This window comes from Streptococcus sp. TATVAM-FAB8, from assembly GCF_046592795.1.
GTDB lineage: Bacteria > Bacillota > Bacilli > Lactobacillales > Streptococcaceae > Streptococcus > Streptococcus ruminicola.
Genome location: NZ_JAWVPQ010000004.1, coordinates 71,164 through 98,131, shown reverse-complemented (window position 1 = coordinate 98,131; position 26,968 = coordinate 71,164). Strand labels below are relative to the sequence as shown.

At 39.1% G+C, this 26,968-nt stretch carries 26 protein-coding genes; 8 read left to right on the top strand and 18 right to left on the bottom strand.

Annotation, left to right across the window (positions count from 1 at the left end):
* Positions 1-50 precede the first annotated feature (50 nt).
* The gene (locus tag SFC32_RS03915; RefSeq protein ID WP_039697489.1) at positions 51-821 is read left to right on the top strand and encodes a DeoR/GlpR family DNA-binding transcription regulator; all 771 of its coding nucleotides are present in this window, start codon (positions 51-53) and stop codon (positions 819-821) included.
* A 137-nt stretch (positions 822-958) separates the two neighbouring features.
* On the opposite strand, the gene SFC32_RS03910 is transcribed toward SFC32_RS03915, so the two are convergent.
* From SFC32_RS03910 to SFC32_RS03850, 13 genes are all read right to left on the bottom strand, one after another.
* Positions 959-2,092: an ABC transporter ATP-binding protein gene (locus SFC32_RS03910; protein WP_039697488.1), complete on the bottom strand. Its 1,134-nt coding sequence runs from the start codon at positions 2,090-2,092 to the stop codon at positions 959-961.
* Positions 2,093-2,192: 100 nt separating this feature from the next.
* A complete protein-coding gene (locus SFC32_RS03905; RefSeq protein WP_074603479.1) occupies positions 2,193-3,041 on the bottom strand; it encodes a helix-turn-helix domain-containing protein in 849 nt (282 codons plus the stop codon).
* A gap of 29 nt (positions 3,042-3,070) precedes the next feature.
* Positions 3,071-3,514: a D-aminoacyl-tRNA deacylase gene (gene dtd / locus SFC32_RS03900; RefSeq protein WP_074869866.1), complete on the bottom strand. Its 444-nt coding sequence runs from the start codon at positions 3,512-3,514 to the stop codon at positions 3,071-3,073.
* A 127-nt stretch (positions 3,515-3,641) separates the two neighbouring features.
* Positions 3,642-5,864: a RelA/SpoT family protein gene (locus SFC32_RS03895; RefSeq protein WP_039697485.1), complete on the bottom strand. Its 2,223-nt coding sequence runs from the start codon at positions 5,862-5,864 to the stop codon at positions 3,642-3,644.
* Positions 5,865-5,979: 115 nt separating this feature from the next.
* Positions 5,980-6,936, bottom strand: a complete 957-nt coding sequence (locus tag SFC32_RS03890) for an acetylxylan esterase (RefSeq protein ID WP_411049561.1) — start codon at positions 6,934-6,936, stop codon at positions 5,980-5,982.
* 14 nt (positions 6,937-6,950) lie between these two features.
* Positions 6,951-7,589 (bottom strand): SGNH/GDSL hydrolase family protein, encoded by a 639-nt coding sequence (locus SFC32_RS03885; protein WP_411049562.1) that lies wholly within the window; start codon positions 7,587-7,589, stop codon positions 6,951-6,953.
* Between the two features lie 10 nt (positions 7,590-7,599).
* Positions 7,600-8,463, bottom strand: a complete 864-nt coding sequence (locus SFC32_RS03880; RefSeq protein WP_411049563.1) for an ROK family protein — start codon at positions 8,461-8,463, stop codon at positions 7,600-7,602.
* Positions 8,464-8,496: 33 nt separating this feature from the next.
* Positions 8,497-9,210: a GntR family transcriptional regulator gene (locus SFC32_RS03875; RefSeq protein ID WP_411049567.1), complete on the bottom strand. Its 714-nt coding sequence runs from the start codon at positions 9,208-9,210 to the stop codon at positions 8,497-8,499.
* 74 nt (positions 9,211-9,284) lie between these two features.
* Positions 9,285-11,516 carry an alpha-galactosidase gene (locus SFC32_RS03870; RefSeq protein WP_411049564.1) on the bottom strand — a complete coding sequence of 744 codons (2,232 nt, stop codon included), beginning with the start codon at positions 11,514-11,516 and terminating at the stop codon, positions 9,285-9,287.
* Positions 11,513-12,097 carry a hypothetical protein gene (locus tag SFC32_RS03865; protein WP_411049565.1) on the bottom strand — a complete coding sequence of 195 codons (585 nt, stop codon included), beginning with the start codon at positions 12,095-12,097 and terminating at the stop codon, positions 11,513-11,515. Before SFC32_RS03865 ends, SFC32_RS03870 begins: the two co-directional genes overlap by 4 nt.
* A gap of 33 nt (positions 12,098-12,130) precedes the next feature.
* Positions 12,131-12,958: a carbohydrate ABC transporter permease gene (locus tag SFC32_RS03860; protein ID WP_074564921.1), complete on the bottom strand. Its 828-nt coding sequence runs from the start codon at positions 12,956-12,958 to the stop codon at positions 12,131-12,133.
* Positions 12,955-13,842 (bottom strand): carbohydrate ABC transporter permease, encoded by an 888-nt coding sequence (locus SFC32_RS03855; RefSeq protein ID WP_286783514.1) that lies wholly within the window; start codon positions 13,840-13,842, stop codon positions 12,955-12,957. The genes SFC32_RS03860 and SFC32_RS03855 overlap by 4 nt, the downstream gene beginning before the upstream one ends.
* Positions 13,843-13,949: 107 nt before the next feature.
* Positions 13,950-15,245, bottom strand: a complete 1,296-nt coding sequence (locus tag SFC32_RS03850; protein WP_411049566.1) for an ABC transporter substrate-binding protein — start codon at positions 15,243-15,245, stop codon at positions 13,950-13,952.
* Between the two features lie 431 nt (positions 15,246-15,676).
* Between SFC32_RS03850 and SFC32_RS03845 the strand changes: the two genes are divergently transcribed.
* From SFC32_RS03845 to panD, 4 genes are all read left to right on the top strand, one after another.
* Positions 15,677-17,119 carry an RICIN domain-containing protein gene (locus SFC32_RS03845; protein ID WP_411050061.1) on the top strand — a complete coding sequence of 481 codons (1,443 nt, stop codon included), beginning with the start codon at positions 15,677-15,679 and terminating at the stop codon, positions 17,117-17,119.
* Positions 17,120-17,293: 174 nt separating this feature from the next.
* Positions 17,294-18,121 (top strand): 3-methyl-2-oxobutanoate hydroxymethyltransferase, encoded by an 828-nt coding sequence (gene panB / locus SFC32_RS03840; protein WP_411050060.1) that lies wholly within the window; start codon positions 17,294-17,296, stop codon positions 18,119-18,121.
* 23 nt (positions 18,122-18,144) lie between these two features.
* Entirely contained in the window at positions 18,145-18,987 is an 843-nt protein-coding gene (gene panC, locus SFC32_RS03835) for a pantoate--beta-alanine ligase (protein ID WP_411050059.1), read from the top strand.
* Positions 18,988-19,013: 26 nt separating this feature from the next.
* Positions 19,014-19,403, top strand: coding sequence for an aspartate 1-decarboxylase (panD, locus tag SFC32_RS03830; RefSeq protein ID WP_411050062.1), 390 nt, complete (start codon positions 19,014-19,016; stop codon positions 19,401-19,403).
* A 60-nt stretch (positions 19,404-19,463) separates the two neighbouring features.
* Here panD and manA read toward each other — a convergent pair whose 3' ends face one another.
* From manA to celB, 3 genes are all read right to left on the bottom strand, one after another.
* Positions 19,464-20,414 (bottom strand): mannose-6-phosphate isomerase, class I, encoded by a 951-nt coding sequence (manA, locus tag SFC32_RS03825; RefSeq protein WP_411050058.1) that lies wholly within the window; start codon positions 20,412-20,414, stop codon positions 19,464-19,466.
* 87 nt (positions 20,415-20,501) lie between these two features.
* Entirely contained in the window at positions 20,502-21,227 is a 726-nt protein-coding gene (locus SFC32_RS03820) for a GntR family transcriptional regulator (protein ID WP_411050057.1), read from the bottom strand.
* 52 nt (positions 21,228-21,279) lie between these two features.
* Positions 21,280-22,548: a PTS cellobiose transporter subunit IIC gene (gene celB, locus SFC32_RS03815; RefSeq protein WP_411050056.1), complete on the bottom strand. Its 1,269-nt coding sequence runs from the start codon at positions 22,546-22,548 to the stop codon at positions 21,280-21,282.
* 158 nt (positions 22,549-22,706) lie between these two features.
* Between celB and SFC32_RS03810 the strand changes: the two genes are divergently transcribed.
* Positions 22,707-24,107, top strand: a complete 1,401-nt coding sequence (locus SFC32_RS03810) for a glycoside hydrolase family 1 protein (protein ID WP_411050055.1) — start codon at positions 22,707-22,709, stop codon at positions 24,105-24,107.
* A gap of 186 nt (positions 24,108-24,293) precedes the next feature.
* Here the strand turns inward: SFC32_RS03810 and SFC32_RS03805 are convergent, their stop codons facing one another.
* Together SFC32_RS03805 and SFC32_RS03800 are read right to left on the bottom strand one after the other, a co-directional pair.
* Positions 24,294-24,614, bottom strand: coding sequence for a PTS cellobiose transporter subunit IIA (locus SFC32_RS03805; RefSeq protein ID WP_014334244.1), 321 nt, complete (start codon positions 24,612-24,614; stop codon positions 24,294-24,296).
* Positions 24,615-24,630: 16 nt separating this feature from the next.
* Entirely contained in the window at positions 24,631-24,945 is a 315-nt protein-coding gene (locus SFC32_RS03800) for a PTS cellobiose transporter subunit IIB (protein WP_074561193.1), read from the bottom strand.
* Positions 24,946-25,174: 229 nt separating this feature from the next.
* Between SFC32_RS03800 and nrdI the strand changes: the two genes are divergently transcribed.
* Both nrdI and SFC32_RS03790 read left to right on the top strand, forming a co-directional pair.
* Positions 25,175-25,645, top strand: a complete 471-nt coding sequence (nrdI, locus tag SFC32_RS03795; RefSeq protein WP_074869839.1) for a class Ib ribonucleoside-diphosphate reductase assembly flavoprotein NrdI — start codon at positions 25,175-25,177, stop codon at positions 25,643-25,645.
* 99 nt (positions 25,646-25,744) lie between these two features.
* Positions 25,745-26,782 (top strand): M42 family metallopeptidase, encoded by a 1,038-nt coding sequence (locus SFC32_RS03790; protein WP_074561191.1) that lies wholly within the window; start codon positions 25,745-25,747, stop codon positions 26,780-26,782.
* Positions 26,783-26,968 lie beyond the last annotated feature (186 nt).

Genomic DNA, 26,968 nt, shown 5'->3' with positions numbered 1-26,968 from the left:
TCTTTGTGATATGATAGTGACAAGGAATAAAGAAAAGAAAGGAGATTGACATGCTGAAAAAAGAACGCCTCCAGTGGATTCTTGAAAAAATCAACGTCAAAGGTGTTATTACAGTTAACGATATCATTAAAGAACTTGGTGTTTCTGATATGACTGTTCGTCGCGACCTTGACGAGCTAGATAAAGAAGGCTTATTGATTCGTATCCATGGTGGCGCACAAAGTATTGATACACCAAAAGTAAAACCAAAATACGAAAAATCAAACACTGAAAAACAAGAACTACAAATCGAAGAAAAGCGTGCCATTGCTAAATTCGCCAGCACACTCATTCAAGAAGGCGAAACAGTCTTTATCGGTCCCGGAACAACGCTGGAACATTTTGCTCACGAACTTGTTGCCAAAAACATCCGTGTCGTGACAAATAGTTTGCCAGTATTCACTATTTTAAATCAAAATAAAAGCACCGATTTAATCTTAACCGGCGGTGAATATCGTGATATTACAGGTGCCTTTGTTGGCTCACTGACTGCCAACTACTTGCAAAACCTCAAATTCTCAAAAGCCTTTGTTAGTGCTAACGGTGTCTTTGGGGATTCTGTAGCTACTTACAGCGAAAGTGAAGGAGAAATTCAACGCATTGCCCTTGATAATGCCTTTGAAAAATTCCTTCTCGTCGACCATGAAAAATTCGATAAATACGATTTTTATGATTTCTACAATGTTAGCAAAATCGATCATCTGGTCACTGATTCAGGTATTTCTGAAGATGCCAAAGAAAAATTTGGTCAATTAACTGATATCATGGTCGCTGACGAATAAGTTTAGACAATAAAAAGTTACTTATCATTTGGTAAGTAACTTTATTTTATGATGAAAACCCAAAAAAGCCCTACGTCGTTAGACGTAAGGCTTTTTGGGTTGTATTCTAGAAGAGTTCTGTTTTGGATAGCGTTAAATTAGCGAATAGCTGCCTCCGTTTCTGGGTCAAAGAAGTGACCTTTGGCAACATTCAATGTCAATTCCACTTTTGAACCTGGTTGGTAAACATCACGCGCATCCGCACGAGCAACAAGTTCAGTGTTACCTACTTTAACGTAAAGCATTGTTTCAGCACCGAGCAATTCAGAAACAGTAACTTCAGCTTCAAGAGTTGCTCCTGGGTATGTTTCACGAGCAAGTGGGTTGTTTGAGATATCTTCTGGACGGATACCGAAGATGACTTTTTTACCATTGTAACCTTTAGTTTCAAGCAATTTCTTTTGACCTTCTGGCAAAGCAATTGTGAAACCTGAGTCGCTAACCAAGGTATTATCTTTGACTGTTCCTTCAAAGAAGTTCATGGCTGGACTTCCGATGAAACCAGCAACGAATTTGTTAGCTGGACGGTTGTAAAGTTCTTGTGGTGTACCAATTTGTTCAACGCGACCGATTGTTCCTGAACCATCAGGGTTTTTAGTAGAACTCATGATAACAATACGGTCAGCAAGTGTCATGGCTTCTGTTTGGTCGTGAGTAACGTAGATTGTTGTTGAACCAATACGACGGTGAATTTTTGCGATTTCAGCACGCATTGACACACGAAGTTTGGCATCCAAGTTTGACAAAGGTTCGTCCATCAAGAATACTTTGGCATCACGCACGATAGCACGACCCATGGCAACACGTTGACGTTGACCACCTGAAAGGTCAGCAGGTTTGCGTTCAAGGAATTCTGTCAAGCCAAGAATTTGTGCAGCTTCGCGAACACGTTTGTCAATTTCATCTTTTTTATATTTTCTAAGTTTTAGCCCAAATGCCATGTTATCATAAACAGTCATGTGTGGGTAAAGAGCGTAGTTTTGGAAAACCATGGCAATATCACGGTCTTTTGGTGCTTTATCATTAACGACTTCGCCATCAATTTTAAGTTCACCTTCTGTGATATCTTCAAGACCAGCAACCATACGAAGCGTTGTAGATTTACCACAACCTGAAGGTCCTACGAAAACGATAAATTCTTTATCTTTAATGTCAAGATCGAAATCTTCAACAGCATAGTGGCTTGCATTTGGGTATTTTTTGTAAATATGATTAAGATTAAGTTCTACCATTTTTTAACTCCTTTGATCTATGTGGCTTTATTATAGCAAAGATAACGCTTACACGATATAGACAGGAGTCACAAGATTTTTTGTGCAATGTGCCCAAAAACTAATTTTCCATAATTAAAAGATACGAAAATGCCAAATCATTAAGATTTTTCAAATTCAAGCCTGACAAAAGGCGGAATTTCTCGATTTTATAGTGCAAGGAATTACGGTGAATATAAAGATTTTGTGCTGTTTTGGCAAGATTGCCCTGTTCTTGCCACATGGTCATGATAATCGGTCTGATGTCTTTACTATCATCAATAGCCTGTAACATTTTATGTTTAATAGCTGGCAAATCAAGCTGATGCGCATAAGCTAGCAGCAACATTTGTGAAAAACTGACTGTTCGTTCATTACCACGAAAATGTCTCATATTGGCAAACAAGCGACTTTCTTCACGGTAAAAAGCTGGCAAATCATCTGCTTGAAATTTACACCAGACATTGCCAAAGAAAATGGTTAACTTGATACCAAAGTCACTTTCCAAAGTCGGCAACACATCATCGATTAAATCTTCTGCTTCAATCATCTCTTCTTGATCAAGAATGAGTAATGTTCTAGTCTTTGAAATGACCACCGTCGCAAGCAAGTTAGGTAACAAGGTCACAAAAAAATCACACAGTTCTTCAGGCAAGGCTTCCTTGTGATCGATGTAAATGATTTGCAAGGCTTTATAATCTTTTGCCACACTCAAATCATCTTGAATCAAATAACGGTACCAAGGATTCTCAGTCACCTTGTCTTCTAAAATACCGTCATTTTGCAAAGCCAGTAATGCTTTTTCACGCTCGCTCAGATTTGCTAGAGGAAGGTAATACGTTTGCCCATTTTCCTCAATAGCTACCCAATCTTCTGCATGTTCGATCTTACCAGCCTCAACAGCTTCTGGGAATAATCGCTCTAGTGACATCTTCCACCTCCGTTCCTTCTTAACTCAACTTAACGTGATTTTGTATCCAAAATAATAGTAACAGGACCGTCATTGACTAGACTAACTTGCATGTCAGCGCCAAAAACACCTGTTTCAACAGGAACGAATTGGGCAAGGGCTTCATTAAAGTCGAGGTACATTTTTTCAGCTTTATCAGGTTTTGCGGCACCTGTAAATGCCGGACGATTGCCTTTTTTGGTATCCGCAAACAAAGTAAATTGAGACACTGATAAGATACTTCCTTTAATATCTTGGACAGATAAATTCATCTTGCCCATATCATCTGAAAAGATACGCATATTAGTAATTTTACGAACAGCATAATCAAGGTCTTCTTGCTCATCATCTGGTCCTACTCCAACTAACAACAATAAGCCTTGACTGATATCTCCAACCAGTTCATCATCAATCGTAACTTGCGCTTCTTTAACACGTTGAATGACTACTTTCATATCTATTCCTTTCTGAAAATAAATTCGCTTTCATTATTGTCATTTTAACATTTTCAGAAAAATAAAAAAAGCACTTACCTTTTCTCTTTCAAATAAAAAAATGAGCTGCATTATCAGCTCATTTTAGTTATCCATTTGTACGTTTGACAGAATAAACGTCTGGGATGATTTTAATTTTATCGACAACAGCAGTCAATTCCGTCAAGTTTGGAATTGTGAAACTAACGTGGATATTCGCAAATTTCATATCCTTACTTGGTTGGGCATTGACGGTTGAAATGTTCTTAGTGACGTTTGAAAGAACTTGAAGGACGTCATTTAGAAGTCCTGAACGGTTAAGACCGTAAATATCAATTTCAGCGATGTAATCATTATTAGCGCTAGTAGCATCGTCCCATTCGACCTCGATAAGGCGTTGTTCATAACCTTCTTGGCTCTTGATATTGTGACAATCCGCACGGTGAATAGCCACCCCACGACCTTTGGTGATATAACCTTCGATTGGGTCACCTGGCACTGGGTTACAACATTTGGCGATACGCATCAAAAGACCTGAAGCACCTTGGATGATAACGCCATTTTCGCTGCGGACTTTCAAGACTTCTTTATTTTCTGTCTTGATTTCACCACCATTCATAAGTTCATCTGCTTCTGCTTTCGCTTTGGCGCGTTCTTCTTCACGGCGTTCTTTTTCCGTTAAGCGATTGAAAACAGCTGCCGCACTAATTTCACCGAAACCAACAGCCGCATAAAGAGCTTCTTCGCTACGAACACTGAAACGTGGCAAAATAGCTTCAAGGTGTTTTTTATCAAGGTATTTATTAGCCACATAGCCTTGATCTTGGAAATAATCCACCAAAAGTTCACGGCCCTTGTTGACTGATAATTCCTTATCCTGATTTTTCAAGAATTGGCGGATGCGGTTGCGGGCTTTGTTTGTCTTAACAATTTTAATCCAGTCGCGGCTTGGTCCAAATGAATTTGGGTTGGTTACAATTTCAACCACATCACCTGTTTTAAGTTTAGCAGTTAGAGGTACCATACGGCCATTAACTTTAGCACCAACAGCTTTTTCACCGACTTGTGTGTGAATAGCGTAAGCAAAATCAATTGGCCCAGAGTCTTTTGGCAATTCTTGTACAGCACCTGTTGGGGTGAAGACGTAGATACGTTCTGAGAAAATATCTTGTTTAACTGAATCGACAAAGTCTACCGCATCACCATTTGAAGCGTCTTGCAATTCAACCAATTCTTTAATCCAGCTCATGCCGACAGCTTGTTCTTGACTGTCAACCTTGCCTTTAATCCCTTTTTTGTAAGCCCAGTGAGCAGCAACCCCGTATTCAGCGACTTGGTGCATTTCTTTGGTACGAATTTGAATTTCGATTGGTCCTTTTGGTCCATACACAGTCGTGTGAATTGACTGATAACCATTGGCTTTGGGCGCAGCAATGTAATCTTTGAAACGCCCTGGCATTGGACGCCACAATTCATGAATGTAACCAACCATAGCGTAAACATCGCTAGGGGTTTCCATGATACAACGAATGGCAATCAAATCATAGATTTGGTCGAAACGTTTCTTTTTATCACGCATTTTGCGATAAATAGAATAGATGTGTTTTGGACGACCGTAAACGTCTCCGTAAAGCCCTTGTTCTTCAGTGTAGTCTTTAATTTTCTTAACGATTTCATCAACCAAGGCCTCACGTTCACGACGTTTTTCGTTCATCATGTGAGAAATCTTGTAGAACTCAATTTCATTAAGGTAACGGAATGACAAATCTTCCAATTCCCACTTGATGCGGCTAATCCCCAAACGATGAGCAAGGGGAGCATAGATTTCCATGGTTTCACGTGAAATACGCGCTTGTTTGTCCTTACGAAGATGCTTCAAAGTGCGCATATTGTGAAGACGGTCAGCAAGTTTTACCAAAATGACACGGATATCTTTAGACATGGCCATAAGCATCTTACGGTGATTTTCAGCCAATTGCTCTTCGTGTGATTTGTACTCAACTTTACCAAGTTTTGTCACGCCATCCACGATGATACGCACATCTTTACCAAATTCGGCTTCGATTTCATCTAAAGTAATCTCAGTATCTTCAACAACGTCATGCAAAAAACCACAAGCCACTGTCACCACATCAAGATGAAGATCTGCTAAAATACCTGCAACTTGGATAGGATGGATGATATAAGGCTCGCCTGATTGCCTAACTTGGGAAATATGTGCTTTTGTCGCGTAATCCAATGCTTTTTGAACAATCGCTACATCAGATTCACTCATATATTGGGCCGTTAGGGCAACGACCTCTTCACCCGTCAAATTCACAATTTTTGCCATAAGGACCTCTTCTTTGCATACAGATTTATATTGTATATTATTTTAACACTAAACGCCCCAAAATACCAATGCATCATCCAAAAAGACCTGAACCAAAACTGTTCAGGTCAACTTTTTAATCGTTAATCAAAGTTTGATGAATTATGTCATTAAATTTTGGCAAGTATTCGTGACCGTATTCTGGGTAAAAATAAAGTTTTTTCGGTACTTGAATGTGGTTATAAACAGCAAATTGTGTTTTTGGGTGACAAACTCGGTCTTCTAAGCCCATCGCCCAGACAATATCTGCTTTTATCCAGTCAGCCATATATTGAATATCTACATAATCAAGCGTCACAAAAACTTTTTCTTCATTTTCATGCAAAGGGTCACGAAAGCGGAAATAATAAGCTAATTCTTCATAAGCTGATTGAGTGACATCAAGACTGTAAGCTGTGCGATAATCACTTAAAAATGGATATTGCACAAACACCCGTTTAATCGTCGGGCACAATGCCGCACAAACCAAAGCTAAAGCACCGCCTTGCGAAACACCGTAAGATATCATCTGCGAAGAATCCACAAAAGACAGCTGACTAACTACTTGCGTTAATTGATAGACATCTTGAAAAACCGCACGATAAAAAAGATTTTCGGCTCCGTCTTCAATCCCTCGAATCAGATGTCCTTTTAAGGTTCCACCATTTGTTTGCAAATGGTCTTCTGATTTACCACCTTGTCCACGAACAGACATGGCTACGATGGCGTAACCTTCTGCCACCAAAGCTAATTTATCTGACCAGTCACCAACATCGCTATGATAGCCGTGAAATTGAAAAATCACGGGAAATTTCTGCTGTGATGTTTTAGGTAAAAGCAATTGTGCGTAAATTCTAGACTGATGAACCCCTGTGAAAAACAGGTCATAACAATCTGCCACACTTGAAGTAAAATCCGCTGGAACCAACTCACAATCTGTCCCTAACATTTCCACTTCTTTTTTAGCCTTTGCCCAAAACGCATCAAAATCAGCTGGTTTGTCTTGACGGCCTTGATAATCGCCCCAATGTCTTAAAGCATCTTCGATTCTCATTTAATCCCTCCACTTTAATAAACAAAAGTAAGACGTTTCAAAATTTCTTGGGCAATGACCATCGCCCCTGCCAAAGTCGGATGAACACCATCTTCACCAGTTAATTCTCGCCTGCCACTGCGAAGAGCTTGCTCATTCATCAGCCCGTCAAGCGGAATCAATTCTAACTTAAACTCACGCGCTAAGTGACGTACAATCTGTATTTTTGGATCCAAATCACGTCGCCACTCCATACGGTCTTCTGGGTAATCAAGAACATAAGGTTCCATTAGCAAAATGCGGTCAATTCCTGCATCCTTTAAGGTTTGCAATAATTTTCGGTAGCTAGCTTCAAAGCGCTTTTGCTCAGCTAAACTAGCAAAGCCATCTTTTCCAACAAGGTGCCAAACATCGTTAATCCCAACCATTAAAACAAGTGCATCAGGTTGGCAAGATAGGCAGTCCTCCACTCGGTCTACCAAATCTTGAACTTTATTGCCACCAATTCCTCGATTAAAAAATTGAAGCTTCAAATCAGGATGATGTTCTAGGATATCTGCAACCACAAGGCTCACATAACCATTGCCTAGACTTTCTGGATTGTTCTTATCTCGTCCCCACTCAGTGATACTATCACCAAAAAAGACAAGATGATCATGTTGACGAATTTCCATGGCTGGTTCCTCACTTACTATTCAAAAAGTTAGAAACAGCCCCTAATAGATTGGCGTCATTTTGGAATTGGCAAGTTTTCACTTGGTATTCTAACCCGTGAGCATCGGTTTTTTCGACCAATTTTTGCAGACGTTTTTCAAGTTCTGGCACCAAATCTTCACGCGCAGAAATACCGCCACCAATACCGACCAAATCAGGGTTAATGCTGACAAGGCAGTTAAAAATGCCGATAGCAATGACATCATACATTTCTGACAAGGCAGCCTTCGCATCGCTATTGCCAGCATCTGCCAAATCAAATAAATCTTTGCCAGTAAAATCAGTCAAGCCATGTTCTTTAGCATATTTTTTAGCCACGGCAACGGGACTAGCTAGGTTACTAAGCGTAATGCCGTCTTTGATAATCATGAAACCAAATTCACCACCGTAAAGGCTACTTCCTTTGTACAATTTACCATCAAGGCAAACTGCACCACCAATACCTGTCCCAAGAATGAAGTAAATTGATTTTTTACTGTCTTTTCCGATACCAAATTGACTTTCAGCTAGACCTGCACAGTTAGCATCATTTTCGATGGTCACAGGTAAGCCAAACATAGCTTCCAACTCATCGATAATTTTAAAATGATGGATATAAGGAATCGCACTAAATCCCTTAATTACACCTTCTTCAGTATCTACAGCACCTGGGCTTGAGATAGCAACCCCTTTGGTATCAGCATCCGATAATTCTGTAAAGACACGATACAAGTTTGCTTTCATTTCTTCCCAAGTTTTGGGAGTTGGAAAGGAACCTTTTTTATCAATGGCACTGTCTTGGTAACGGCCATATTTCACAGAAGTTCCACCAATATCAAACACGACTAAATTCATTTTCTTCTCCATTTCTACGTAGCAAGATCACTGCTAACGATGTGTTAAAACAATCTCCAATGAAAATTCATCATAACGATGCGTACTAATTGAGTATTCAAACGCAGCTCCATTTGTTAAATAACCTGTTTGAACAGCTACTGCTACAGGATCACCTTGTTCAAGTGCCAAGTAGTCAGCTTCTTCATCTGTCGCACGTCGAACCGTAATGGTTCGGTGCCCAGATTGAATCTTCAAACCAAGATTATTTTCAATGTAATCATAAATCGAATTTTCCACATGCTCGATTTTCAAACCTGTAATCAAATCAATTGGCATGTAAGTTTCTTCAATAACTGTTGGTTTATCATCAACTAAACGAACACGATGAATTTTATAAACAAAGCTTGTTTCTTTTATTTTTAACTTCTCAGCAATTTCAGCGTTTGCTTTTACAACTGTAAAATCAATCACACGACTTGTAATTTTTTTGTCTGGATAAAAAGCTGTTGTCCCCATCATTTGAATATCCATCAGCATTTTTTCCATTTTTTCAACCGATAAATCCATGACAAAGGTACCAGCACCACGGCGCTTGTAAATCAACCCTTCTGCAACTAAAATGTCTAGAGCTTTTTTGACCGTCATTTTACTAACTTTATATGCTTTACAAAAATCTTTTTCAAAGGGTAATTGCTCATTTGGTTGATATACACCTTCTAAAATTTTCTTGCGAACATCATTTGCAATAAGGTTGTATTTTTCCATTTCTTCTCCTTCGTTCATGTACTTACTCTTTTGTTTATCTATATTGTAAACTAGAAGCCTCGAAGTTCCAAATGTTATTTGACAATTTCTTGCAAATGATACATTTTCCCATAAAAGTCACCCGGCATTTCGCGTGACCAATAATCATTTTCTCTTCCAATATAATTTTTTCCTAAAATGATACCTACCGTTTCTAAATCACGACCAAATCGGATACTTTTATCATCAGCTTCCGATACTTGGTAAGCAGCATCGGTTTTTAGTCCAACTAATTTAAGACGTTCATAAGAAGGATTTGGCTGCGCTAAAATGGTATAGTAACCAACTAAAGCTTCGCTTCTATCTCGACTAACAACCATCCAACCAACATGATTCTTATCCGTCAAATCCAAGCGATAGAAAATACCATTTTGAATCAATTCTTGATAGGCATGGTATTCTTTAATCTGCGCTTTTACAGCTTCTTTTTCCTCTTCTGTCAAAGCTAATGGATTTAATTCGTAGCCAAAGACACCAAACATGGCAACGTCTTTTCGCATATCAAGTGATGTCACACGTGCGACTTGATGATTAGGCACCGCTGAAACATGAGCACTCATGGTTGATAACGGATAGACCATAGAAGTCCCCCATTGAATCGTCAAACGTTCCACTGCGTCCGTATCATCACTTGTCCAGATTTGTGGCGAATAATAAAGCATTCCAGGGTCAAAACGTGCCCCGCCACCTGCACAAGACTCAATCAAAACATCAGGAAATGCTTGATTTAGTTTTTCATACAAACTATAGACACCTAAAATATAACGATGATTGACCTCACCTTGCTGTTCACTAGGCAAATGATTCGAAAAGCTTTCTGAAATATAGCGGTTCATGTCTAACTTAATGTAATCAATTGGCATCGTTGATAACAAGCGTGCCATTTGTTTGTAAATTTCTTCAACTACCTCAGAATTTCCAAAATCAAGGACAAATTGGTTACGACCATGCGAAATATTTTTTTCTGGATTGCCAATAACCCAATCTGGATGTTCTTTAAACAAATCAGTATCATCAGAGACCATTTCTGGCTCAAACCAAAGTCCAAACAACATTCCTTTTTCTTTGATAGCCTTAGCTAAATAGACAAGTCCATCTGGTATTTTTTCCTTATTTTCCGTCCAATTACCAAGTGAACCCGTGTCACTATTTCGCTTGCCAAACCAACCGTCATCCAAGACAAAAAGTTCAATTCCTAATTTACTGGCTTCCTCAGCCACTTCTAAAATCCTTTCCTGATTAAAATCGAAATACATCGCCTCCCAACTATTTAACAAGACAGGACGTTTTTTATTTTTCCATGAACTTCGGATCAAATGCTCTTTATAAAAATCATGAAAAACCTGACTCATCCCATTAAAACCTGACTGGCTAATAACCAAGACAGCTTCAGGAGATTCAAACAGCTGTCCTGGTTTTAACTGCCAATCAAATTGAAAAGGATTGATACCCATTTGTATGCGTAGGGTATTGTAATTGTCGGATTCAATTTGGGCTAAAAAATTACCGCTATAAATCAAGCTAAAACCATAAACAAGGCCACTGTTTTCACACGTTTGTGGTGAGCAAACAGCAAAGAATGGGTTATGCATGTGACTACTGTGACCTCTCGTGCTTGAAATATTTTGGATGCCTTTTTGAATGGAGCTACGTGATAAATGATTTTCACGCGCCCAAGCACCATCTAAATGAACCCAGTCATAATTCTCATTTGGAAGATCTAAACAAAAACTAGCAAAACGTTTAATCGAGACCGTTTGTGTGTCCTTGTTAATGATTTTTTGCTGACGCGTAATGATAGGATAATTCGCATAAATCGCATAATGTAATTCAAGCTCTAAATCAGCATAATCATCTTTCAAACAAACAATCAACGTTTCAACATCTTCTTCATTTCCAAAACTCCCTGGAAGAGCACCCGTTACCGTTTTTCCTTTTTCAATACGAGAGCCCACATAGCGAAAATGTGAAATCAAATCTCCCGTCGGATACTGAATTTCTAAAGCAGGGTAACGAAAATCCGTTGTCCCAAATACGGGATATTCTTGTTTGATATGCTCAAGCGATGTCAAACTCGACCCCATGTAAAGATTATTACCTGGGCGAATTTCACGCTCAATTAAAAAGGTAAACGATTCGTAATCAGAAATGACAGGTCCACAATATAACTGCTCTAAAATCCCTGTTCTCTCCATTACTCTAAACACATACGATACTTTTCCATTAGTCAAATGAAAAGACTGTTCTTCTTCATTAATGTGAATCATGACTCGACTCCTTTAAAATGGACTTTTTGAATACGTTCAACAAGATAAAAATAAATTCCTGGGAATAATAACCACCCCAACATTGTTTTAGTTAATGTTAACCACACAAAGATAAAAGCAAGAAGAAAAATTAAGATAACCTTTTGAAAGTCTCGTTTCATCTCAAGAAGGACTTGATAAAGCTGATTTTCTTCACTTGACGACTGTGTTTTAACGTAATAAATCACGATAACTAACCAGACTAGCCAAGCAAGCCCACCAATATAAAACATGGCAAACGATAGCTGGCTGATATTGACCAGACTAAGTAGCCAACCAGTCAATCCCAAGCTAAAGAAGAAAGTCATCATAGCCGAAATCACTTTAGCATAAGCTACTTCTTCTACTTGCTTTATGAAATCTCTGAATCGTATATCCTGTGGATTATCAGATGCAAAATACTGCAAAATAACTTTGATAGCAAAGACCCAGCCATAGACAAGACCTCTACTTAGCAAAGCCAGCCAGAAGAGCACTGAGCCCTTCATGACGGTATAAACTAAATTAACAGCGTCTATCAAACGCGATGATTTTTCGGTCATAGCTGTTCCTTTCTAGACAACTTCTAAATCTTTCTATTTTACTGAACCAGCAACACCATTGTAGATGTACTTTTGAAGTGATAAAAAGACAATTAAAATTGGCAAAATAACGATGACAACCCCTGCCAAAATAACAGGCCAATTGGTTCCGTAAGGTCCCTTAAAGGCAAAGAGCGCTGTTGAAATAACTTTCAAATTACGGTCTGGCATATAAAGGAAAGGATTGTAAAAGTCATTGTAAACACCGACACCACTGATGATTAACATAGTCACAATGGGCGCTTTCAAATTTGGAAGAATGATGCGCCAGAAAATGCCAAAATGACTAGCACCATCCAGATAAGCTGATTCATCAAGAGAAATTGGAATTTCATCTAGGTATTGTAAAAAAACGTAGACAGAAATGACATCAGTCCCCAAATTGAGCAAGATAACTGACCAAATCTTGTTAAACAATCCAAGTGAATTGATGATTTGGAAAGTGGCCACTTGGCTGGTAATACCAGGAATTAGCATAGCAAGCATAAAGAGCGTCAAGATAAGCTTTTTCAGTTTAAAATCAAATCGGCTAACCGCATAAGCAAACATTGAGGCAAGAGTTAATTTTCCAACCATACTAACCACAAAGATAATCAAAGTATTTTTAAAGCCGAGCAACATTTGCCCATTTACAAAAGCCGTTTTATAGTTTGAAAAATCTAGGGATTTTGGCAATTCCAAAACACCTGTGCTTAAGAATTCTGTATTTGATTTAAAAGAACCGATAAAGACTACTAGAATTGGCAAAAGCGCCACCGTTGCCCCAAGCAACAAAATGAAATACTGAAGAATTTTTCCAACTGTTATTTTTTTCCTTTTCATTTGACTGTCTTCCTTTCACTTGTGACAACTTTTTGAATCAAAGAAACAACAATCACGATAAATAAGAGTATGATTGCCATAGCCGATGCCAAACCAACTTTATTGTACTTAAAGGCTGTATCAATGGTTTGAATAACGAAAGTTGACGTTTCATTTGAACCTCCTGTCATGATATATGGAATATCAAAAACGCTTAATGAACCACTGACACCCAAGATGATATTAAGAAAGACAATATTTCGGATACTTGGAATGATAATGTATCTGAATTGGTCCCAACGGTTGGCACCGTCAATCTCAGCTGCTTCATAAACTTCAGGGTTAATAGACTGAATCGCCCCTAAGAAAACCAAGAAGTTAAAACCTGTATAACGCCAGATTGATGTAAAGGCAAGCGAAATATTATTAATCGAACGATCCCCAAGCCACAGTTTGATTTGGTCACCAAGACCAATAGCTTTCAAAACTGTATCAAGTGTTCCCCCACCTTTGTAGAAATAAAGGAAGATAAAGCCAATCGCAACACCATTTAGAAGGTATGGGAAGAACAGAATTCCTTTCCAAAGGTTGGCAAATTTCACCTTGAAAGATAGAATTGTCGCAAATAGCAGCGCGATTCCTAATTGGAAAAATGTCGCAATGAAATAATAGAGACTTGTCTTAAAGACTGAAAAATAATTTGGGTTTGTAAGTACTGTTTTGTAGTTATTTACCCCAACAAAATTCGATTCTTGACTGTATCCGTTCCAATCCGTCAAACTATATTGAATCATTTTTATCAATGGATAATATGAAAAGACAAGTAACAGAAGAACTGGAATGATGGTGAAAGAGAAAACCAAGAGACGCTTTTCCCATTCTTTGCTCAATTTACTTTTTGTCATAATAACCTCCAGCATGATAAAGATAACTTAACATTTCATACAATGAGCATCAGTAAAGGAGTCTGCTTTTTTGCAACTCCTTTACTGTCTCATCTCACTAACATAAATTAGTTATCAGAAACTGCTTTAATAGCTTTAGCCCATTTGACATTAAAATCTTTCATGATATCATCAAATGATTCTTTTGAATTACCGATAGCCGCATCGATAATGCGTTGTTTTTCAGTATCAGTTGTTCCGATACCAAGTTCAGATTCATTGTTGATATCACTAAAGAGAGATTCTTTACCTTCTGGTGCTGGATTTTCTTCAAGAACTTCAACGCCGGCTTCTTGACTATCTTGAAGTGCTTTTGGATATTTGGCACCTTTAACTGTTGGGATACCGCCATTGTCGACTGCGTAGTTAGAGTCGTTAACCATCCAGTCAATAAATTTGCGAGCTGCTTTTTTGTGTTTGCTGTGAATGTTGATACCGTAGTTATAATCGCCACCGATTGGCATGTATTGTTTACCGTCTGGTGCTGTTGCTGGGAATGCTTCAAAGGTGATATTATCAGCATTTTTTTCATTTGCTTCTTGGATTTGTGGGACTGCCCAACTTCCAAGTACCATGACAGCTACTTTACCATTAGCAAGGTCAACTTTTGATTGTTCCCAATCACTTGTTGTCGGGTCAGATTCGATTAGTCCTTCTTTTGCTGCTGTATAGAGTGTATTGTAAACAGTGTACATGGTGTCTCCTTGTTCAAACGGTGCTGTATCTGATGTCATTTTATTAGTAAAATCAGGGTCACCAGCTATACCTGAACGAGTGAAGTCCCAATTTGATAAGGTCCAGCCTGCAGCGTAATTGGTATAAAGTGGTGTCACATCACTGTCTTTTTCTTTGATTGTTTTTAGCGCAGCGATGAAATCATCTATTGTCTGTGGAAATTCCTTGATTCCAGCATCTTCAAAGACTTTCTTGTTGACCACCATACCAGTCGCGTTCATTTGACTTGGAAGGCCATACTGTGTTCCTTGATAAGAACGGTCATTAAGACCTAGATAGTTTTCAGAAAGGTCTTTTGTCTTCCCAAGAGGTTCAAAGAAATTCTTGTAATCTTTTGGACTGATGTCTCCAGGAATCATTAGAACATCACCGTATTCATCACTGTTCATGCGTGTCTTCATTTGTCCAGCGTAATCTGTGATGGTTTGCACTTCCACTTTAATGTCTGGGTATTTTTTGTTGAATTCGGCAAAGTACTCATCCCATTTACCATTAGTCTCCCAGTCGGTCTTGTGGTTAATGAAAGTAATTGTTTCCACTTTACTATCCTTAGCGTTCCCATTTGAACAACCAACTAATGTTACGGCTGCAAGTGCAGTCACTCCTACAGTAAGCCAACCTTTTTTCATAGGTTTTCCCTCCTAAATTTAGCTTCTTTTTGTTTGCGCTTACATTATAGCACTTTATCTTAGAAAAGTATATACATTTAAATAAAAATACTTTATATTTTTTAGTGTTTTTTCTTTTTCTACTATTAAAGCCACACTTTTTAAAATTTTAAAAAATTATTTTTCTTAGTTAAAAAGTTCATTTTTTAGGTATTTTTAGGCTGTTAATTCAAATAAAAAGGTCTTTTAAAAAATTGATAAAAAGCAGCGCTTAATATATATACTTTTTAATTCAAATATGTTATACTCTTTTTGGATGCGCTTCCTGAAACTTTATTGATGTTTTTGTATACAATTACTAGCACATGTCACAAAAAGGAGATTTACACAACTAACACTATTAATGTCTAAATTGAACACTTAGTTTTAACATTTGGGAGAGGAGAAAACTAATGAATAAAAAACTCGTCGGATCATTAACAGCGCTAGCTTTGCTTACTGGTGCTGTGTCAGCTCATGAGGTAAAAGCTGATGCTATTGTTTCAGGGAATACTTATAAAATCACAGCTAGACATAGCGGAAAAGTTCTAGATGTCGCTCGTGGTGCAACTAATGCGGGCGCTAACGTCCAACAGTGGGACGACACTGACGGGACTAATCAAAAATGGACAGTCCTTGATACTGGCGACGGCTATTATAAATTGGTATCTGTAAATAGTGGAAAAGTACTCGATGTTGCTTCTGCTGCAACATATGATGGCGCTAATGTGCAGCAATGGGACGATACTAACGGGACTTGTCAAAAGTGGAAAATTGTTGATAACGGCGACGGTTCTTACAAGTTAGTCTCTGCTGTTAGCGGAAAAGTACTCGACGTCGCTCGTGGCGCAACTAATGCAGGTGCTAACGTCCAACAATGGTCTGATACTAATGGAACTAATCAAAAATGGGAATTTACCAAAGTAGGTGAAGATCATCCCAACCCTAATCCGGTAGTCACAACTAGTGGCTTTTACACAAATGGAACAACACTCTATGATGCCAAAGGCAATCCATTTATCATGCGTGGTATTAACTACCCTTATGCTTGGTATAAAGGGCAGGAGGACACTGCCATTCCTGCTATTGCAAGAACTGGGGCAAACTGTATTCGTATCGTTATGGGAGATGGGCAACAATACAGCAAAACTTCACTAGCAGAAATTCAAAAACTATTGCAGCTTTGTAAAGACAACCACTTGATTGCCATTGTTGAAGCGCATGATGCTACTGGTTCCGACAACATTCAAGATTTGGAAAATGCCGCTAATTATTGGATGGAAATGAAAGATGCTCTAATTGGAAACGAAGACCATGTCATCTTAAACATCGCCAATGAATGGGGCGGTGCCTGGGATAGCTCAAATTGGGCAGCAGGTTATCAACAAGTTATCCCCAAACTTCGTAACGTTGGGATAAAAAATACCATCATGGTTGACTGCGCTGGCTGGGGGCAATATCCAAAATCAATCGCAGATGCTGGCCAAAGCGTCGTCCAATCCGATTCAGAACACAACCTTATTTTCTCAATCCATATGTACGAATACGCTGGTGCCTACGGTGCTGTACAAAACAATATTGATTCATCATTAGCCGTTGGGGCACCGTTATGTATCGGTGAATTTGGTATTAAACACACAAATGGTCCAATCGATTACAAGACAATCATGAGCTACTCTCAAGCAAAAGGTGTTGGGTATCTTGGCTGGTCTTGGAAAGGAAATAGCAGCGAGCTTGCTTATCTTGATATGGTTCAAGACTGGGCTGGTACACAATTAACCGAACAAGGTAATGCTATTCTTAACGACCAAAATGGTATCAAAAATACTTCAAAATCTTGCAGTATTTTTGACTAATCATTTCACACTCAGAGTCTGAACTACGCTTCAGGCTCTTTTATGTTAATAGCAATGATTTCACACTATTTATTTTTGACATAGAATTTAAAATTTTCTGAATATTTGATATAATGTTAGCTAGACATGTTTTATTCTAAAAGTTTTTGTGGCTTTTGGTGAAAGGAGACTCTCATGAAAAATACCGTATTGAGCTTTCAAAAAGCTAAAGCAGACGGTAAAAAGTTAACCATGTTAACCGCCTACGACTACTCAACAGCTAAGTTAATCGATAGCACTGGTGTCAACAGCATTCTTGTTGGTGATTCTCTTGGCAACGTCATGCTAGGCTACGATGACACTATTTCAGTCACCATGGAAGATATGATTCATCACGGCAAAGCGGTCTGCAGAGGGGCTAAAAACGCTCTGGTTATCGTTGATATGCCTTTTATGTCTTATCAAGTATCGGTTGAAAAAGCTGTAGAAAATGCTGGGCGCTTGATGAAGGAGACTCATTGCCAAGCCGTTAAATTAGAAGGCGGAAAGAGTGTCTGCCCGCAAATTAAAGCTATGGTTGATGCAGGAATTCCTGTCTGTGCACATCTTGGTCTCACACCACAACACATCAATGCCTTCGGCGGTTTCAAAGTTCAAGCCAAAACCGAAGTTGCTGCTAAACAACTTCTAGAAGATGCCAAAGCTGTTCAAGAAGCTGGTGCTTTTGCCGTGGTTCTTGAAGCTATCCCAGCTAAACTCGCCCAACTTGTAACCAAACAGCTCGATATTCCAACCATTGGGATTGGCGCTGGCAATCAAACTGACGGGCAAGTGTTAGTTTACGCTGATTTGTTGGGGTTATTCTCTGATTTCACGCCGAAATTCGTCAAACGCTATGCCAACATCGGCGAGCTCATCTCCGACGCTGTCAAAAGCTATATCGAAGATGTTGACGCTCAGAAATTCCCAACACCTGATAATGAATATCATATTGATGACAGTATTATTGAAAAACTCTACTAATTAGAAAAGAGGCATGACATTACATGAAAATCGTTCACACTGTTGAAGACGTTAGAAAAGCTGTTCAAGCTTGGAAAGCAGAGGGAAAAACTATTGGACTTGTTCCTACCATGGGTTACCTACACGAAGGACATAAGAGCTTGATTGACAAAGCTGTTGCCGAAAACGACCACGTTGTTGTCAGCGTTTTTGTCAATCCCATTCAATTTGCTCCGACTGAAGACCTTGAAAGCTACCCACGTGATTTGGAACAAGATGCCAAACTCTGTGAAGCCGCAGGAGCTAGCCTGATTTTCAATCCAGAACCTAGCGACATGTACTCTCCTACTTTTTCAAGTTTCATTGACATGTCAACGTTGACGAAGGGACTTTGCGGAAAAACACGTCCAATTCATTTTCGTGGGGTTTGTACCGTTGTTGGAAAACTCTTCAATATTGTCGAGCCAAATAAAGCCTACTTTGGTCAAAAAGATGCTCAACAACTGGCTGTCATCAAACACATGGTTGAGGATTTGAATTTTAACCTTGAAATCGTTGGTTGCCCAATCGTTCGTGAAGCTGATGGACTTGCTAAAAGTTCACGTAACACTTACCTTTCAGCTGACGAACGAAAAGCTGCTCTAGTTCTTTCACAAAGTTTGGCTCTCGCTGAAAAAATGATTAATGACGGTGAAAAAGACACTAGCAAATTAAAAGAAGCCATGACTACTTTTATTGAAAAAGAACCACTAGCTAAGATTGACTATGTCGAATTTGTAGACTGGAAAACTCTAGAACCTGTCAGCGAAATCGACCGTCCTGTCCTCAATGCCATTGCAGTTTACATTGGCAAGACACGCTTGATTGACAATCACATCTACGAGTAAGGGAGAAAAAAATCGTGCACATTCAAATGTTAAAATCAAAAATTCACCGCGCTGTCGTAACGGGGGCTGAGGTGGATTATGTTGGCAGTATTACCGTCGACCCAGAACTTTTTGAGCTAGCTGGTATGGTAGAATACGAAAAAGTACAGATTGCTGATGTTGAAACAGGTAGCCGCTTAGAAACTTACATCATCGCTGGCGAACCAGGGAAAGGCGAAATTTGCCTTAATGGTGCCGCAGCAAAACTCGTTAACGTTGGCGACCACGTCATCATCATGTCATACGCTGACTTCACACCTGAAGAAGCCAAAACACACAAACCACGCGTCGTCTTCGTTGACGAACATAATCAACTAGCTCGTTTCACGCGCTACGAAAAAGCTGGACGTTTGTATGACCTTGAAGTTGAAAAATAAACTAAAAAGGAATCCGAAATTCTCGGATTCCTTTTTTTAGTTATACCTACTTACAAATAATTAGTTTTCATTTGGGTGACTAGCAATGATTTCCAATTCACCATCAAATTTCCAAGTTTTCACATCGTTTGAAAGAATGAAATGGTCACCTTTTTTCACGTTATACACACAGTTATCAACAGTTAAGCTACCTTGACCAGACAAAACACTGACCAAAAGATATGGAGCTGTTTGACTAAAAGCAACTTCCCCAGAGACTACCCACTTGTAAACCGCAAAGAATTCATTTGACACCAAAAGGCTTGAAGTCAAGTTATCCACACCGAGAGTCACAGGGGTGCTGTTAGCTGGTTCACCAATGGTTAAGACATCGATTGATTGTTTGATATGAAGATCACGAAGATTCCCAGCAGCATCTCGACGGTCAAAATCGTAGACACGATAAGTTGTATCACTTGATTGCTGTGTTTCCAAAATCAAAATGCCTTTACCAATGGCATGCATTGTGCCGCTTGGTACGTAGAAGAAATCACCAGCTTTGACTGGAACTTTTGTCAACAAATTATCCCAATCACCTGCTTCAATCATCTTGGCAAGTTCTTCTTTAGATTTGGCGTTATGACCGTAAATAATCTCAGAATCTTCATCCGCTGCGATGACATACCAGCATTCTGTTTTACCAAGCTCACCTTCATGCTCAAGAGCATAAGCATCATCTGGGTGAACTTGGACACTTAGCCAATCGTTGGCATCCAAAATTTTAGTTAACAATGGAAAGACTTCTGATTTTGGATTGCCAAAAAGCTCTTTGTGCTCACGATAAAGTTTATCTAAGCCTTGTCCTTTATAAGTCCCATTATCCACAATCGACACACCATTTGGATGAGCTGAGATTGCCCAGTATTCACCAGTCGTTTCTGTTGGAATATCGTAACCAAACTCATCACGAAGCTTAGTTCCACCCCAAATTTTATCGTGCATTTGTGCTTTTAAAAATAATGGTTCTGCCATAATTTGTCCTTTCTTTCGGGGGATTTCCCCGTTCAGCAGTTAAGCCTGGAGACTTTTCTCCAGACTCAACCGTTACCCTATCGACTCTTAACTATTTTTAACATCTAGCAATGAATACCCGCGGACATCATAACGATTTCGCGTACGTGAATACTCAATCGGTCTACCATTTTCCAAATAAACCACTTGCTCAACTTGCAAAATCGGGTCAGCATCCTTGCAAGCAAGGTAATCTTTGTCATAATGGTCAGGCTTTTCAGCCGTAATATGACGATAAGACCCAGCAAATTTAAGTTCCAAAGTATTCCAAAGGTAATCATAAACGGATGCTAATAAAATACTATCATCCAGACCTGGAACTAAATCGCAAGCCATGTAAGTATGCTCAAGCGCATACGGCTCACCATCTAAGAGACGTAATCGAATAATCTTATAAACTGGCGTTGATTCTTCCACTTGAAGGCGCTCAGCAATTTCCGCATTGGGAAATTCAACCGTAAACTCAATAATTTGACTCGTTAATTGTCGAGGGTCATCCTTCAAATCGTTACTTAAACCATTGTAGTTGTTCAATCGAAATTTTGAATCCTCTTTGTCCCAAAATGAAGAATTCAAAACCTTGGTGCCATTTCCTTGTTTTGAAATGACCAAGCCTTCGATAGTTAACATCTCAATAGCTTTTTTCACCGTCATTCGACTAACGCCAAATTCCTTTGCCAAATCAGACTGAATCGGCAACATGGAATCAATCGGATACGTTCCATCTGAAATTCTAGCTCGAATAATCCCTGCAATCTCTTCATATTTTGACATAGATCGCTCCTACTCTACTTGTATAGACTAATATTTTTAAACTATAGTCATATTATAGCGCAGAGTCAGGTTGTTTGTCCAGCATGTGCAAGAATGGTAGCCAAATACAGCCAACAATCAAGCAGTCAACAATTTGAAGAAGTCCACCAGCAAGTGAGTTTGTCGCAATCATTCCACTAAAGAAGACAGGTACTGTCCAAGGAACTGAAACCCCTGTTGGTGCAGGAACAAGACCAATTGACATCACAAAGTAGTTAAGGGCTGTGACAATAATTGGTGAGATGACCCATGGAATAAGAATTGTAGCATTCAAAACGATTGGCAACCCAAAGATAACAGGCTCATTAACGTTAAAGATACCAGCACCAAGTGCCAAACGACCAACATCACGATATTGTTTTTTCTTCATGATAAAGGCCATGATAATAACAACTGCAAGCGTCATACCTGAACCACCAAGACCAACAGTAAATGTTTCCATGAATGGTTTTGAGATAATGTGAGGAAGGTGTTCACCTGCCTTGTAAGCTTCCAAGTTTTCAAACATCAATGTATTCCAAACAGGGTCCATGACTGAATTCACAAGAATTTGACCGTGAAGACCAAAGAACCATAGGAATTGAATAAAGAAGATTGCAACCAAAGTTGCCCAGATACTACTTCCAAGACCAACAAGCGGAACTTGAATAACGTTATAAATCACATCGTGAAGATTTGTTTTGAAACCAACTGTCACAACAGCATTAATCGCTGTAAAGACAGATAGGGTCAAAATAGCTGGAATCAAAGCTGCAAAAGACTTAGCAACTGCAGGCGGTACACTGTCAGGCATTTTAATTTGCCATCCTTTTTTGCTCGTGCGGCTGTAAATTTCTGCAGCAAGAAAAGCAACAATCATTCCAAGAAACATTCCTTTTGCACCAAGGCGATCAAGACTCAAAACACTTGAAACTTTTTCGCCACCTTCACTTGTTGTGAAAAACGGTGTCAAAATAAGGAAACTTGCAAATGAAATAGCACCCCCGAAAATTCCTTCAACATCGTAAGATTTAGAAAGGTAATAACCAATACCAAAAGTAACGAAGACTGTCATAATCGACATGGTAGCACTTTGACCACTACCAAGCAGGTCGTTTAAAAGCGCTTTCGTACCATCGTTTAAAAAAGGAAGGTTACAAATAACCACGACAATTGACCCAAACATGGTCAAGGGGAAGGCAAGCATAAAGGCATCACGCAAAATCGATAAATAACGATTTGAAGCGAGCTTGTTTGCCAAAGGCAAAAGTTTGTCACTGATAGCATCTAGAAACTTGTTCATAAACACTCCTCTTTCCATTAAGTTTGTTTTTACATTATCATTATAACTTATTTTTTGTAAAAGTCTAGTCTTTTTATATAAAAATATTGTCTTTTATTTTAAAAAGTGTATAATTGTACTTGTAAAATCAAAAAATATATATTTTTAAGGAGAATCTTATGGCAACTTACACATTTCCAGAAGACTTCTGGTGGGGAGCTGCGACATCTGGTCCTCAAAGCGAGGGGCGTTTCCATAAAAAACATGCCAACATGTTTGATTACTGGTACGAAATTGAACCTGAAGCTTTTTACAACCAAGTTGGACCAGACACAGCCTCTAACTTCTACAATAGTTATAAAGAAGATATTGCTCTAATGAAAAAAGTCGGTTTAAATAGTGTCCGTACTTCTATTCAATGGACACGTTTGATCGATGACCTTGAAAAAAACACTGTCAACCAAGATGCAGTAGACTTCTACAATAAAGTCATTGATTGCTTTATCGAAAATGGTATTCGTCCAATCATGAACCTACACCACTTCGACTTACCAGTCGAACTTTATCATAAATATGGTGGTTGGGAGTCACGTCATGTGGTTGACCTTTATGTAGGCTTTGCTGAACAAGCTTTCAAGGCTTTCGGTGACCGCGTCAAAAACTGGACAACTCATAACGAACCAATGGTTGTTGTCGACGGTGAATACCTCTATCAATTCCACTATCCAAAATTAGTTGATGGTAAAAAAGCTGTCCAAGTCGCTTACAACTTGAATATCGCATCCGCAAAAGCCATCGCTAAATTCAGAGAACTTGGCTTAGACAAAGACGGTGGTCGCATTGGTACAGTTTTAAACTTAACACCAACTTATGCTGCTTCTGATTCTAAAGAAGACCAAGCTGCTGCACACTTTGCTGAACTTTGGAATAACAAAATGTTCCTTGAACCGGCTATCAATGGACATTTCCCAGAAGAACTTGAAGAAGTTCTTAAAAGAGATGGCGTCATCTGGCAAACAGAACCTGAAGATGCTCAAATTCTTAAAGAAAATACCATTGATTTCTTAGGTGTTAACTTCTATCACCCAAATCGTGTAAAAGCACCAGACATCGCACCAAATTCTGTCGGAGCTTGGATGCCAAATCGTTATTATGACGAATACCATATGCCAGGTCGTCGCATGAACATTGATAAAGGCTGGGAAATTTACCCAGAAGCTATTTATGATATCGCCATTAACATCCGCGACAACTACAATAATATTCCTTGGTTCGTCTCTGAAAATGGTATGGGAGTCTCTCGCGAGGAACGCTTCATGGATGAAAACGGTCAAGTCCAAGACGACTACCGCATTGATTTCATCAAAGAACACCTTACTTGCCTTCACCGTGGTATCCAAGAAGGTTCAAATTGCTTTGGTTACCATCTTTGGACACCAATTGACTGCTGGTCTTGGATGAATGCTTACCGTAACCGCTATGGATTCATCTCAAATAACATCCATACTCAAATCAAAACCATTAAAAAATCAGGTGAATGGTTCAAACAAGTCACTATCGATAATGGTTTTACCGATTAATCCCTCCTAATCCCATATTTCAATCCTCCAATTAAAATTAATATTTATGATTATCTCCCATCCTCGGTAATCAAAACTTCTATCCTTTTATTAATTCAAACAAAAAGCTCCCTTCCTCTAACCAAGGAAGGGAGTTTTTGATGATGATAAAAAGAGCGAGTTTGTCACTCGCTCATCTAATTTCAGTTATTTAAGTGCAAATCTTTGATACATTCCCATCATCTCGATAGCAACTTCTTTCAAAGTCATTGTTGTCATCAAATGATCTTGAGCATGTACCATGATAATTTCAATTTTAATTTCGGTACCGCTTGCATATTTCTGCAACAAATCTGTTTGAGCATGGTGAGCCTGTAATAATTCTTCGTCAGCAGCAGCTAATTTTTCTTCCACCACTTCAAATTTACTTTCTTTCATGGCATCAAACGCTTCATGAACGTAAGTTCTAGCTGTTCCACTGTGTAAAATAATCTCAAAAGCGGCTAGTTGTAATTCTTCTTCTGTCATATCTTGCAATCCCTCATTAAATGCTTTCTAAAATTAAGTTAGCCATTTTTTCAACTCCCATTGGAATTGGAACATAAGCTTGTGGTGGCACTTTAACGACTGGTCGTCCTGATTTTTCACCAGCAGTCGCAAATTGGTTGTAGTACATAGTTGCTTGCGGGCTAACAAGATACAAATCATAAGTAGCATCCGTAATCACGCGCTCACCTTCGTTAGAGCTAATCGCTTCAACAGTAATATCTTTACCTTGATTTTTGAAGAATTCTGTTGTTTTTTGAGCCATAAGTGATGATGACATTCCAGCAACACAAATAATTAATGCTTTTGACATGAGCATTCTCCCTTTTTGAATATAAATATTAGCTAAAGATGTTTTCACTCCCCAACATCTTTACCAAAAGTATATCACAGGTATTTTGATAAGTCTAGTCTTTTATTTTAAAAGAGCAAACTTTTTAAAAATCACATTTGAAATCCAACTAATTTCTCCAAGCTAATCATTTGTCTCTGCCCTTTCATTATGGTAAATTGGCTAAAAACACTATTCACATGAGGTGCTTATGACAGAAAAAACACTAACCATCGTCTACATTAGCTTAAGTGGCAATGTCCAGAGCTTTGTGAAACGTTTAGGAGAATATCTTCAGAACCATTATCAACTCTCTAGTAAAGCCATCAATATCAAAGATCTTAACCACGAAACCTTTCCCGTTGCCTCACCTTTTGTGGCAATTCTGCCGACCTACCTTGAAGGTGGCAATGGCGTTGATTCGGGTGATGTTGAGATTTTAACCACCCCACTTGGAGATTTCATTGCTGCCCATGATAATGACAAACATTGTTTTGGTATTATCGGCTCAGGCAACCGCAATTTCAATGAACAGTACTGCTTAACAGCCAAACAATACGCCAACCGCTTTGGATTTCCCATGCTTGGGGACTTTGAACTCCGCGGCACAAGCTCAGATATTGAACGACTAGCAGAAGTTATCGTAGACCATTTTCAAAACTTTACGCCTCAGTCAAAATGACTTTTTTTCTTCGTCAGAAACAAAGTCGCAAATAAATGTTATAATGACATTAGACTGTCGGAAATGTCCGACAAATGACTAGATGGTATTGGAGAGACAATGAAAACAACAGTTGATTACATTACAAAACTTGCAAATATCCCTTCACCTACTGGCTACACAAGCCACATTATGAATTACGTGATTGCTGAGCTTGAAAGCTTTGGCTACGCTCCTGTTCGCACAAATAAAGGTGGCGTTATGGTCACTGTCACTGGTAAAGATGACAGCAAACACCGCGTGGTCACAGCTCACCTTGATACCCTTGGTGCTATGGTGCGAGCTGTCAAACCAGACGGTCGCCTTAAAATGGACCTTATCGGTGGCTTTGTCTACAACGCTATCGAAGGCGAAAATTGTACTATCCACGTTGCCAAAAATGGTAAAAAAATTAGTGGTACAATCCTTATGCACCAAACTTCTGTTCATGTCTACAAAGATGCTGGAACTGCTGAACGCAATCAAGCTAACATGGAAGTTCGTCTGGACGAAAAAGTGACCAACGAAAAAGAAACACGCGCCCTTGGTATCGAAGTTGGGGACTTTATCTCATTTGACCCACGCGTGGTTGTTACCGAATCAGGTTTCATCAAATCACGTCACTTGGATGACAAAGTATCAGCAGCCATTCTCATTGAATTGCTCAAAGAATACAAAGCTCAAAATATCACTTTGCCATACACAACTCACTTCTACTTCTCAGCTTTCGAAGAACTCGGTCACGGTGCTAACTCAAGCATTCCAGCTGCAACAGTCGAATACCTTTCAGTTGATATGGGGGCTATGGGTGACGACCAACAAACAGATGAATACAGCGTTTCAATCTGTGTCAAAGACGGTTCTGGACCTTATAACTACGAACTCCGCCAACACCTTGTTGCCCTATCTGAAGAAAATAAAATCCCATACAAATTGGACATCTACCCATACTATGGTAGTGATGCCTCTGCTGCCCTTCGTGCAGGTGCCGAAGTCAAACACGCCCTCTTTGGCGCAGGCATCGAATCAAGCCACTCATACGAACGCACACACATCGACTCTGTCCAAGCAACAGAACGCCTTGTTGACGCTTACCTAAAAAGCCCAATTGTGGAATAAAAATATATAACAAAATCTTTTTTCTGATACTTCCCTTAGGTGGTATGGTCGGCAGCGAATTCCTTCGAAATTCCATGCCTAAGTTTTGAGCCTAAAGTCTCAAAACTTCCCGGTGGCTGATTTATCAATATTTCAGCCACTTTCACCACGGTGGAAAGTATCACTCTATCGAGAGCAAAGCTCGCA

Excerpts from the sequence above, each read along its gene's own strand:
- SFC32_RS03915 (WP_039697489.1), top strand. The coding sequence starts at position 51 with ATGCTGAAAAAAGAACGCCTCCAGTGGATTCTTGAAAAAATCAACGTC.
- SFC32_RS03910 (WP_039697488.1), bottom strand. The coding sequence starts at position 2,092 with ATGGTAGAACTTAATCTTAATCATATTTACAAAAAATACCCAAATGCA.
- SFC32_RS03905 (WP_074603479.1), bottom strand. The coding sequence starts at position 3,041 with ATGTCACTAGAGCGATTATTCCCAGAAGCTGTTGAGGCTGGTAAGATC.
- dtd (WP_074869866.1), bottom strand. The coding sequence starts at position 3,514 with ATGAAAGTAGTCATTCAACGTGTTAAAGAAGCGCAAGTTACGATTGAT.
- SFC32_RS03895 (WP_039697485.1), bottom strand. The coding sequence starts at position 5,864 with ATGGCAAAAATTGTGAATTTGACGGGTGAAGAGGTCGTTGCCCTAACG.
- SFC32_RS03890 (WP_411049561.1), bottom strand. The coding sequence starts at position 6,936 with ATGAGAATCGAAGATGCTTTAAGACATTGGGGCGATTATCAAGGCCGT.
- SFC32_RS03885 (WP_411049562.1), bottom strand. The coding sequence starts at position 7,589 with ATGGAAATTCGTCAACATGATCATCTTGTCTTTTTTGGTGATAGTATC.
- SFC32_RS03880 (WP_411049563.1), bottom strand. The coding sequence starts at position 8,463 with ATGAATTTAGTCGTGTTTGATATTGGTGGAACTTCTGTGAAATATGGC.
- SFC32_RS03875 (WP_411049567.1), bottom strand. The coding sequence starts at position 9,210 with ATGGAAAAATACAACCTTATTGCAAATGATGTTCGCAAGAAAATTTTA.
- SFC32_RS03870 (WP_411049564.1), bottom strand. The coding sequence starts at position 11,516 with ATGATTCACATTAATGAAGAAGAACAGTCTTTTCATTTGACTAATGGA.
- SFC32_RS03865 (WP_411049565.1), bottom strand. The coding sequence starts at position 12,097 with ATGACCGAAAAATCATCGCGTTTGATAGACGCTGTTAATTTAGTTTAT.
- SFC32_RS03860 (WP_074564921.1), bottom strand. The coding sequence starts at position 12,958 with ATGAAAAGGAAAAAAATAACAGTTGGAAAAATTCTTCAGTATTTCATT.
- SFC32_RS03855 (WP_286783514.1), bottom strand. The coding sequence starts at position 13,842 with ATGACAAAAAGTAAATTGAGCAAAGAATGGGAAAAGCGTCTCTTGGTT.
- SFC32_RS03850 (WP_411049566.1), bottom strand. The coding sequence starts at position 15,245 with ATGAAAAAAGGTTGGCTTACTGTAGGAGTGACTGCACTTGCAGCCGTA.
- SFC32_RS03845 (WP_411050061.1), top strand. The coding sequence starts at position 15,677 with ATGAATAAAAAACTCGTCGGATCATTAACAGCGCTAGCTTTGCTTACT.
- panB (WP_411050060.1), top strand. The coding sequence starts at position 17,294 with ATGAAAAATACCGTATTGAGCTTTCAAAAAGCTAAAGCAGACGGTAAA.
- panC (WP_411050059.1), top strand. The coding sequence starts at position 18,145 with ATGAAAATCGTTCACACTGTTGAAGACGTTAGAAAAGCTGTTCAAGCT.
- panD (WP_411050062.1), top strand. The coding sequence starts at position 19,014 with ATGTTAAAATCAAAAATTCACCGCGCTGTCGTAACGGGGGCTGAGGTG.
- manA (WP_411050058.1), bottom strand. The coding sequence starts at position 20,414 with ATGGCAGAACCATTATTTTTAAAAGCACAAATGCACGATAAAATTTGG.
- SFC32_RS03820 (WP_411050057.1), bottom strand. The coding sequence starts at position 21,227 with ATGTCAAAATATGAAGAGATTGCAGGGATTATTCGAGCTAGAATTTCA.
- celB (WP_411050056.1), bottom strand. The coding sequence starts at position 22,548 with ATGAACAAGTTTCTAGATGCTATCAGTGACAAACTTTTGCCTTTGGCA.
- SFC32_RS03810 (WP_411050055.1), top strand. The coding sequence starts at position 22,707 with ATGGCAACTTACACATTTCCAGAAGACTTCTGGTGGGGAGCTGCGACA.
- SFC32_RS03805 (WP_014334244.1), bottom strand. The coding sequence starts at position 24,614 with ATGACAGAAGAAGAATTACAACTAGCCGCTTTTGAGATTATTTTACAC.
- SFC32_RS03800 (WP_074561193.1), bottom strand. The coding sequence starts at position 24,945 with ATGTCAAAAGCATTAATTATTTGTGTTGCTGGAATGTCATCATCACTT.
- nrdI (WP_074869839.1), top strand. The coding sequence starts at position 25,175 with ATGACAGAAAAAACACTAACCATCGTCTACATTAGCTTAAGTGGCAAT.
- SFC32_RS03790 (WP_074561191.1), top strand. The coding sequence starts at position 25,745 with ATGAAAACAACAGTTGATTACATTACAAAACTTGCAAATATCCCTTCA.